The sequence below is a fragment of the Occallatibacter sp. genome (assembly GCF_049802275.1).
Taxonomy (GTDB): domain Bacteria; phylum Acidobacteriota; class Terriglobia; order Terriglobales; family Acidobacteriaceae; genus Telmatobacter.
The window spans coordinates 1-8,803 of record NZ_JBARMD010000057.1; the positions used below are offsets into that span (position 1 = coordinate 1).

An 8,803-nucleotide genomic window follows, 5' to 3' on the forward strand; every position below is an offset into this window, starting at 1 on the left:
TCGCGCCGAAACGCCATCGTCGGTCCGAGGACAAACTGCATCCCCTCCATCATGCGTGCCACCAGCACGCCGGCCGTCATCTCTACGCTCATGCCCACGGCCTCAAGCCGCGCCCAGAGGCCGCCGCCGGCCGCAATGCCGCGATACAGGCAGCACATGCCGCCGACCTTCTCGTCCGCAAATGGCAATGCCACGGCGCGCAGATAATCCGGCGTAACGCGCACATCGCTGTCGCTGATAACGAGAATGTCGTGCGATGCAGACTTCTCCATCAGCTCCATCGAAGCGACCTTGGCATTGATGTAAGGAGGTTCGCCCGTTGACGTGAACTTTGCCGGGATCTGCGGATATCGCGCAGCAACCCGCCGCGCGATATCCAATCCTGCGTCATTGGGCTGGCGCGCGCAGAAAAGAATTTCAAACTCGGGATAATCCTGCACGAAGAAGCTCGCCAGGTGCGTTTCCAGATCAGGTTCAGCGCCCGCCAACGGTTTCAGCAGAGTGAGTGGCGGAGTGAATCCGGGCCGTTTGCGGAGCTCGCCTTCGGCCGCTCGCCGCTCGCGAAGGTAGCGCGGCACCGCCGCCAGAACCATGCCGGCAAAGACCGTGGAAGTAATGAGGCCGAAGACCGCGATGGCTAGCAGGACGTACGACATGCAGGTTTAAGAATACGCGCCGGAAATACGGAGCGAGAATATCAGCGGGCCGCTTTGTGGGAAGAAAACTTAGTGGGGCTTCAACGGTGCCGCGATCAAGGTTTGCGCGTCTGCGTTGGCTTGACGACAACCGGTTTGCGCATCGGCACAATCGCCCCGGCGCTGGCAGCACCCTGCTGAAACCGCGTCAGCATCTCCGAGCGCACGTATTCCACAAAGCTCTGCATCTGCCGGTTCATCTCTTCCATGCGCTCACGCATCTGCAGGATGATGGCAATACCCGCGATGTTCACCCCAAGATCACGCGCCAGGTTCAGGATGAACTCGAGACGCTCCAGGTCTTCATCTGTATAGAGACGCGTGTTGCCTTCCGTGCGCGAGGGCTTCAGCAGTCCTTCGCGCTCGTAGAGGCGCAGAGTCTGCGGATGAATTTCGTACATCTCGGCCACCGCCGAGATCATGTATGCGCCTTTGGACTTCCGCTTCGCTACCATGGGATTTACTCTCAGTTTCCTCGTCCCTGTTCCCTAATCCCTAGTCCCTGCTCTTTCACAGCTTCTCGAACAACGCCACACGCGGATCCTGGTTGTTCAGCTTCGCCAGTTCGCGCATGATCTCGCGGCTGCGTTCATCATTCAGCGTCGGCACCACCACCTCGATGGTCACAATCTGATCGCCGCGTTGTCCCGGATGCGATGCACTCTCTACGCCGCGTTCGCGCAGGCGCAGCTTTTGTCCGTTCTGCGTTCCGGGCGGAATCTTCAACTGCGCGCGCCCGTCGATCGTCGGCACCTCGATCTTCGCGCCCAGCGACGCTTCCGCGATGGTTACCGGAACCGTCAACTGGATATCGTCGCCGACCCGCGTGAAAACCGGATTCGTTCCGGTTCGCACAATCACATACAGATCGCCGGGTGCTCCGCCATTCAGTCCGGCGTTTCCCTTCCCTGGCAGTCGAATTCGCTGCCCATCGCGGGTGCCGGGCTTGATGCGGAACTCGACTGTCTCCGTTTTGCTCACCGTGCCGTCTCCGTGACAAGTCGGGCAATCGTTCGTGACGCGACCCGAGCCACCGCAACTTGGGCACGGAATGTTAAATTTCATCCGGCCGCCCATCTGCGTTACCTGGCCTGTGCCGTTGCACTCGGAACACGTCGTCTGCCCGCCGGTCTGCGCCATCCCGTGACATGTGGGACAAATTTCCTGGCGATGCACCTGGATGCGCGCCTGCCCTCCCCGAATGGCCGACCAGAAATCAATGGTCGCCTGGTACTCAAGATCGGTGCCCGGCTGCGGCCCGCGTGGACGCTGTTGGTGCTGCTGCGCTCCGGTGAAGATGCCGGAGAAAATGTCTTTGAAGCTGCCCCAGCTGGATGAGCCCGGCCCCGCTTGCTGCCCTGCATGAGCGCCGCCCTGGAATCCGGAGAAGTCGAAGCCGTCGAAATCGACCGGGGCGCCGCCGCCCGAACGTTGCTGCCGTGCATAGGCCTCAGCCTGCGCCGGATCGATCTGGTCAGAGTAGAAGCCTAGCTGGTCGTACACCTTCCGCTTCTTCTCGTCACTCAGCACATCGTTGGCTTCGGAGATTTCTTTGAACTTCTCCTCCGCCTTCTTATCGTTGGGATTGACGTCAGGATGATATTTACGCGCGGCTTTGCGGAAGGCTTTCCGAATCTCTTCCGGTGTCGCCGTCTTCTTGACGCCCAGTGTTGCGTAATAATCTTTGTTTTGCGTTGTGGCCATTTGAGTTTACTTGTCCCACCTAGCGTACACGTTGCGTCGACGAGTTCGAAGCGCGCAGGCCGCTTTCGTCACCGGTTATTGATCGGCCGAATTTGCACGCGGATGCCCTTCATCCCCTCGCGGATACAAGTCGGGGTGGGCTGTTTTGCCCACCCCGCATGCTAACTCCGCTAACACTCCCGAGCGAGGCTAACTCCGCGCCGCTTACTTTTTATCCTCGACGTCAACGTACTCAGCATCGATTACGCCTTCGTCCTTCTTCTGCTCGGTTCCCGGCGTTCCGTCGGCCTGCGCCGTGGGAGCACCTTGTCCAGCGCTTGCCGCGTTTGCCTTGTAGAGCACTTCGGCGAGCTTGTGGCTTGCCTGCGTCAGCTTGTCGTTCGCCGCGCGCATTTCTGCTACGCTCGGCGTGCCTTCCAGCGTTTTCTTGGCATCGGCCAGGGCCGACTCCACTTCGGACTTATCGGCAGCCTGCACCTTCTCGCCGGACTCTTTCAGCATCTTCTCGATGTTGTAGACCAGTCCGTCAAGAGAGTTGCGAGCTTCGATCTCCTCGCGCTTCTCCTTGTCCTCGGCCGCGTGCGCCTCGGCATCCTTCGCCATCCGCTCGACTTCGTCCTTCGAGAGACCGGAACTCGAGGTGATGGTGATGCGCGTGTCCTTACCCGTTGCGACGTCCTTGGCATTCACGTTCAGAATGCCGTTGGCATCGATGTCAAACGTGACCTCGATCTGCGGCACGCCGCGCGGCGCCGGAGGAATTCCCGCCAGCTTGAACTTGCCCAGCGTGCGGTTCTGCCCGGCCATGGGGCGCTCGCCCTGCAGCACGTGCACCTCAACTTCTGTCTGCGAATCGGCAGCCGTCGAGAATGTCTCCGTCTTCTTGGTCGGAATCGTCGTGTTGCGCGGAATCATCGGCGTCGCCACACCGCCCAGCGTCTCAATCGCCAGGGTCAGCGGTGTCACGTCGAGCAGGAGCAGGTCCTTCACTTCGCCTGCGAGCACGCCGGCCTGAACCGCCGCGCCTACTGCTACCACTTCGTCAGGATTCACGCCGCGATGCGGTTCCTTGCCGAACAGGCCTTTTACCAGCTCCTGGATCTTCGGCATACGCGTCTGGCCGCCCACGAGCACCACTTCGTCGATGTCGTTTGGCGTCACGCCCGCATCTGTCATGGCCTTCTTGCAGGGCTCAAGCGAACGCTCCAGAAGATCGGCAACCAACTGCTCCAGCTTGGCGCGGGTGAGCTTGCGAACCAGGTGCTTCGGCCCGGTCGCGTCCGCCGTAATAAACGGCAGGTTGATCTCGGTCTCCACAGTGGTCGAGAGCTCGATCTTGGCCTTTTCCGCCGCGTCCTTCAGACGCTGCAGAGCCATCTCGTTGCCCTTCGAGCTCAGGTCGAGTCCTTCTTCCTGCTTGAATTCGGCAATCAGCCACTCAACAATGCGCTGGTCGAGGTTGTCGCCGCCGAGGTGGGTGTCGCCGTTGGTCGACTTCACCTCAATGACGCCTTCGCCCACTTCCAGAATGGAGATGTCGAAGGTGCCACCGCCGAAGTCGTAAACCGCGATCGTCTCGTCCTTCTTCTTGTCGAGCCCGTAAGCCAGTGCGGCCGCCGTCGGCTCGTTCACAATGCGCTTCACATCCAGACCGGCAATCTTGCCCGCGTCCTTGGTGGCCTGGCGCTGCGCGTCGTTAAAGTAGGCGGGAACCGTGATCACAGCCTGCGTTACCGCCTCGCCCAGGTAGGCTTCAGCACTCTTCTTCAGTTTCTGGAGAATCATTGCCGAGATCTCGGGGGGCGTATATTCCTTTCCCTGCGCAACGACGGCGATGTGGTCGCCCTGCTTGACGACCTTGTAGGGCACCATCTTCATTTCGTCCGTCACTTCGTCGTAGCGGCGGCCCATAAACCGCTTGATCGAGAAAATGGTGTTTTCGGGGTTGGTGATGGCCTGGCGTTTCGCCACCTGACCGACCAGCCGCTCGCCGCTCTTCGAGAAGCCGACGACGGAGGGCGTTGTGCGTGAACCCTCTTCATTTGCAATGACTTTGGGCTCGCCGCCCTCGAGGACGGCAACGCAAGAGTTGGTCGTGCCGAGGTCGATTCCAATGATTTTTGCCATAGTGAGTTTTCCTGCCTCAGATTTAAGGGAATTCCAATGTCACTAAATAAGATGCACTATGAGTGATTTAGTGTCAACTTTTATTGATATTAATTTCATAAGGGCTTCCCCGAAATCTCTCCGAACTCCCAAGCTGCTCCCGGAATGGAACTCGACCTCCCGGCTGCCGTCCCGCCATGTGTGACGAATGACGCTGCAAGCTATTGCGGACCAAATTAGTCTGAGTTTACATTCTAAATGCGACTCTTTTGGTCGTATATCTTAAATAAGAGGTTGCACGTGGTTCGATCTTTCCTCAAACCCGGCCGACCGACGGCCCCTTCCATCTTCCTGACCATCTTGCTCGGGATCATGGCAACACCCACCCTCCGCGCCCAGGAGAAGCCTTACTTCGTCACCTACTCTCAGGACCTGGAAGAGCCCGGGAATCTTGAAATCGAGACCAAAACAGCGTTGGGCCAGCCCGCCGACAGCCACCGCTACGGCGCCACTGCAACTGAGCTCGAATACGGGGTTTTTGCCTGGTGGACAACCGAGCTCTACCTCGATACGCAAACTACAGGGCAGGAATCGACTCTCTTCACAGGCTTCCGCCTTGAAAACCGCGTTCGGCCCTTGATGCGGGAACACCTCATCAACCCCGTGCTTTACGTCGAATACGAAAACACCTCCGGGGCCGATAAGACTCTTCTTGAAGTTGTTGGCCACGACGGCCAATCCGATCTTGCCAGTCCCAACGACGAAGCCAGCCAGGAGCACCAGCACGAAGCCGAACTCAAGCTGATCCTATCGTCGAACCTCAAGGCGTGGAACATCTCTGAAAACTTCATTTCCGAAAAGAATCTGGGCCATGAACCATGGGAGTTTGGATACGCCGTCGGCGCTGCCCGCCCATTTCGCACCCTGGGAAGCGGCAAACCGTGTACGTTCTGCCTTGAAAAATTCATGTTCGGCGGTGAAGCCTACGGCGGCCTCGGCGACACCTGGTCGCTCACCCTGCACGACACATCGCAATACGTCGCTCCAATCGTTGGCTGGCAGTTGCCTTTTGGCCGGCTCAGCTTCTCCACCGGCTTCGGCCTCACCTCGTCCAGCCTTGATCGCGTTTATCGCTTCGGATGGGCCTCTGAACTTCCGCAGGTTGGCAGCTGGTTCCGCGGCAGCAAAGGCGGTGCGCAATGATCAGGCGCTTCTTCGCATTCCTCTTTATCGGACTGGCCGCCAGCCTGCTTCTGTGCGCGGCGTCAAGTTCCCGCTGGGACCGTGTTCCCGCGAAGGAACATGCACGGGCCAATCCGCTGGCGGCGCATCCCGAGACCGCAACCGCGGGTGCTCTCGTCTATCGCGAACACTGTGCCCAGTGCCATCGATCCGACGCCATGGGAGACGGCCGTAAAAAGCCCCCGTTGCGCAGCGATCACATCCGGTCGGCAACCGATGGCGACCTCGAGTGGTTTCTCCGCCAGGGCGATCTGGCTCACGGCATGCCGTCGTGGTCCAGCCTGCCGGAAGCCCAGCGGTGGCAACTCGTAGCCTATCTGCGTTCGATCCAGTAACTTCCCATCAACATTTGGAGACCTTCTTCCAACGCCTGTGCCCCGGGGTCTCGATTGAGAGACCTGGGAAGCGGGCGTCCGGGTGCAGGAGAAACCAAACGACTCAACCGAGGGGCTGTCCTGCAGTTTGCCGACATCCTCAAATTGTTCTAAGAAGGGACTCGCTTGCGCCCTCGTCGATGAGGGGGTAGATTATCTACATCATTGACGTAGAGGGTCTACAGCCTATGGCGACGAAGGACGGCTATCAGAATCGGATCGAAATCCTGCAGGGAACATTGGACATGCTGATCCTGAAAACGCTTCAATGGGGCGAACAGCATGGTTATGGAATTAGCCAGGTGATTCGGGCGAATTCCGGCGACGTATTGCAGGTAGAAACCGGGTCGCTGTATCCGGCGCTGCATCGGTTGGAGCGTCAAGGGTGGGTCCAGGCGGAGTGGAAGAAAAGCGAAAGCAATCAGCGCGCGAAGTTTTACAAGATCACGAAACTGGGCAAGGAACAACTCGCTTCTGACTACGAACGTTGGGGAAAGATGGTCGCGACGATCGAAGGAATCATGACAGCAAGGCGAGGTGGCGCGTGAGACTATTTTCATTTTCGCGACGCAAATCGGACCTGACCGAAGAGATCGAAAGCCATCTCAAGATGGCGATAGCCGACCGGGTAGCACGCGGGCAATCGCCGGCTGATGGGCGGAAATCGGCCATGCGTGAATTCGGGAATGTTCCGTTGATTGCGGATGTGACGCACGACCAATGGAAGTGGCAGCGGCTGGAATTGTGGCTGCACGATGTCCGGTATGCGATGCGGCAATTGCGGAAGTCGCCCGGCTTCACGTTTACGGCCATCATCACACTGGCTCTGGGCGTGGGAGCGAACACAACCGTATTTTCAATGATTAACGGCCTGCTTCTGCGACCACTGGCGGTGCCGGCAAGCGACCGGCTGGTCGTTTTGGGAATAGACCAAGACGGTCCCCGGCGAGACTACAGCTTTCCCGAATCGATCTTTCGCGGCTTGGAAACGAGGCACGAGGCCTTCACCGACGTGTTTGCCTTCGCTCATAACAAGTTCCAGGTAAAGAGCGGAAGTGGCAATGAGATAGTCCCCGGCCAATTCGTGAGCGGATCGTTTTTCCACGCGTTGGAGACTCCGCCGCTCATGGGAAGAACCCTGACCCCGGAAGACGATCGAACCGGCGGGAATTCCGCTGGCTTCGGTGCAGTCATCAGCGAAAGCTATTGGATCACGCGATTCAATCGCGCCCCCGACATAATCGGGCGCAAAATCGAAATTGATCGAGTGGCCTTCACCGTGGTCGGAGTAATGCCGAGGCGATTCGTCGGTGCGGACCCCTTGCAAAGGCCGCAGATCTTTGTGCCGCTTGCGACCGAACCTGTAGTGAATCGGGAGCGCAGCCTGACCGCGTTCGGACACCACGCCTGGTGGCTCACGGTGATGGGACGGCTGCAGCCAGGAATTGCGTTGGAAAAAGCCAATGCTGAGATCGCTTCCATATCCGATGTGGTGTTGTGCGAGAGGGTGCCCGATGCGAAGTGGATCGCGAACCGCGAGAAACACCACTTCAGATTTGCTGCGGAGCCAGGATCGGCGGGATTCAATTACGTTCGCATGAGCTTCCGCAAGCCGCTGGTCGCGGTGTTCGCCATGTGCGGCGGGATTCTTTTGCTGGCGTGCCTCAACCTTGCCAGCCTGCTGCTGGCGCGCGGTACCGCACGCCAGAGGGAACTGGCTACACGCATGGCGATGGGGGCCTCCCGGCGAAGGCTCATCCAGCAGTTGCTGGTAGAGGGACTGCTGCTCGGTTTAATCGGAACGATGGCTGGCCTTGCGATTGCGCCGATGGTCAGCAAGTCACTCGCTGCAATGCTGCTGAGAGGCGGTGACGGCATGCTTCTCGATACGTCGCTGGACGTACGAGTGTTTGGCTTTGCGGCCCTCGCTGCCATCGTGGCCACGTTGCTTTTCGCGCTTGCTCCGGCGATCCAGGCCACCTCGCGCAACCTCATCGACCGCGTCAAGGATGGTCAGCACGCGACGCAGACCCAGGAGCGGCGCAGGATTCTGCCTCGCGTCCTGCTGGGCATGGAAGTGGGACTGGCCATGATGCTGGTAATTGGCGCGGGACTGCTGGCATCGAGCCTGGTGCGCCTTTATACCAGCGGCGAGGGCTTCGATCCCCACGACGTCGAAAACATCGCCTTCAACATGGACAAGCTCGGAGTGAAAGACGATGCGCTAATGGCTTTCTACCGCGAAATCGGAGACCGGTTGTTGCGTCAGCCCGGCGTGAAAAGCGTGAGCTTTGCACAAATGGTGCCGTTGACGGGCTACCAGTGGGACGAAAACTTTCCAGACTACACCGGCGCAGACCACGACATCTACATGAACAGCGTGGCGCCCGGCTACTTTGAAACCATGCGCATTCCCCAGTTCGCGGGGCGCGACTTTACCTGGAATGACAGCAAGGCCGCAGGGCTCAAGATCATCCTGAATCAGTCGGCTGCAAAGCTGCTGGCGCCAGATGGAAACGTGCTAGGGCGGACCGTCAAGAAACACGATGGAGACAAGGCGGTTTCCTATCAGGTTGTGGGCATCGTGGGAGATGCCAAGTACACTGATCTGCGCGCGCCAGCGCCGCCCGCCGCTTACGTGCCCATGACGCAGGCCGAGGAGCACATACAGTCCTATCAGGC

General features: G+C 59.2%; 8 protein-coding genes. 4 read left to right on the forward strand and 4 right to left on the reverse strand.

Annotation, left to right across the window (positions count from 1 at the left end; translation table 11 throughout):
• The 4 genes from WA354_RS01825 to dnaK form a co-directional block, all read right to left on the reverse strand.
• Window positions 1-656, reverse strand: a 656-nt coding sequence (locus WA354_RS01825; protein ID WP_472811302.1) for a glycosyltransferase, incomplete at its 3' end; no start/stop codon positions are given.
• A 95-nt stretch (window positions 657-751) separates the two neighbouring features.
• Window positions 752-1,150, reverse strand: coding sequence for a MerR family transcriptional regulator (locus tag WA354_RS01830; protein ID WP_472811303.1), 399 nt, complete (start codon window positions 1,148-1,150; stop codon window positions 752-754).
• A 55-nt stretch (window positions 1,151-1,205) separates the two neighbouring features.
• Window positions 1,206-2,399, reverse strand: a complete 1,194-nt coding sequence (locus WA354_RS01835; RefSeq protein ID WP_472811304.1) for a DnaJ C-terminal domain-containing protein — start codon at window positions 2,397-2,399, stop codon at window positions 1,206-1,208.
• Between the two features lie 204 nt (window positions 2,400-2,603).
• Window positions 2,604-4,526 (reverse strand): molecular chaperone DnaK, encoded by a 1,923-nt coding sequence (gene dnaK / locus WA354_RS01840; protein ID WP_472811305.1) that lies wholly within the window; start codon window positions 4,524-4,526, stop codon window positions 2,604-2,606.
• 279 nt (window positions 4,527-4,805) lie between these two features.
• Here dnaK and WA354_RS01845 point away from each other — a divergent pair, with 279 nt between their 5' ends.
• From WA354_RS01845 to WA354_RS01860, 4 genes are all read left to right on the forward strand, one after another.
• The gene (locus WA354_RS01845) at window positions 4,806-5,708 is read left to right on the forward strand and encodes a hypothetical protein (RefSeq protein ID WP_472811306.1); all 903 of its coding nucleotides are present in this window, start codon (window positions 4,806-4,808) and stop codon (window positions 5,706-5,708) included.
• On the forward strand, window positions 5,705-6,082 hold the full coding sequence (locus WA354_RS01850; protein WP_472811307.1) for a c-type cytochrome: 378 nt from the start codon (window positions 5,705-5,707) through the stop codon (window positions 6,080-6,082). Before WA354_RS01845 ends, WA354_RS01850 begins: the two co-directional genes overlap by 4 nt.
• A gap of 227 nt (window positions 6,083-6,309) precedes the next feature.
• Window positions 6,310-6,669: a PadR family transcriptional regulator gene (locus tag WA354_RS01855; protein WP_472811308.1), complete on the forward strand. Its 360-nt coding sequence runs from the start codon at window positions 6,310-6,312 to the stop codon at window positions 6,667-6,669.
• The coding region (locus WA354_RS01860; RefSeq protein WP_472811309.1) for an ABC transporter permease at window positions 6,666-8,803 on the forward strand (2,138 nt) is incomplete at its 3' end. The genes WA354_RS01855 and WA354_RS01860, both read left to right, overlap by 4 nt.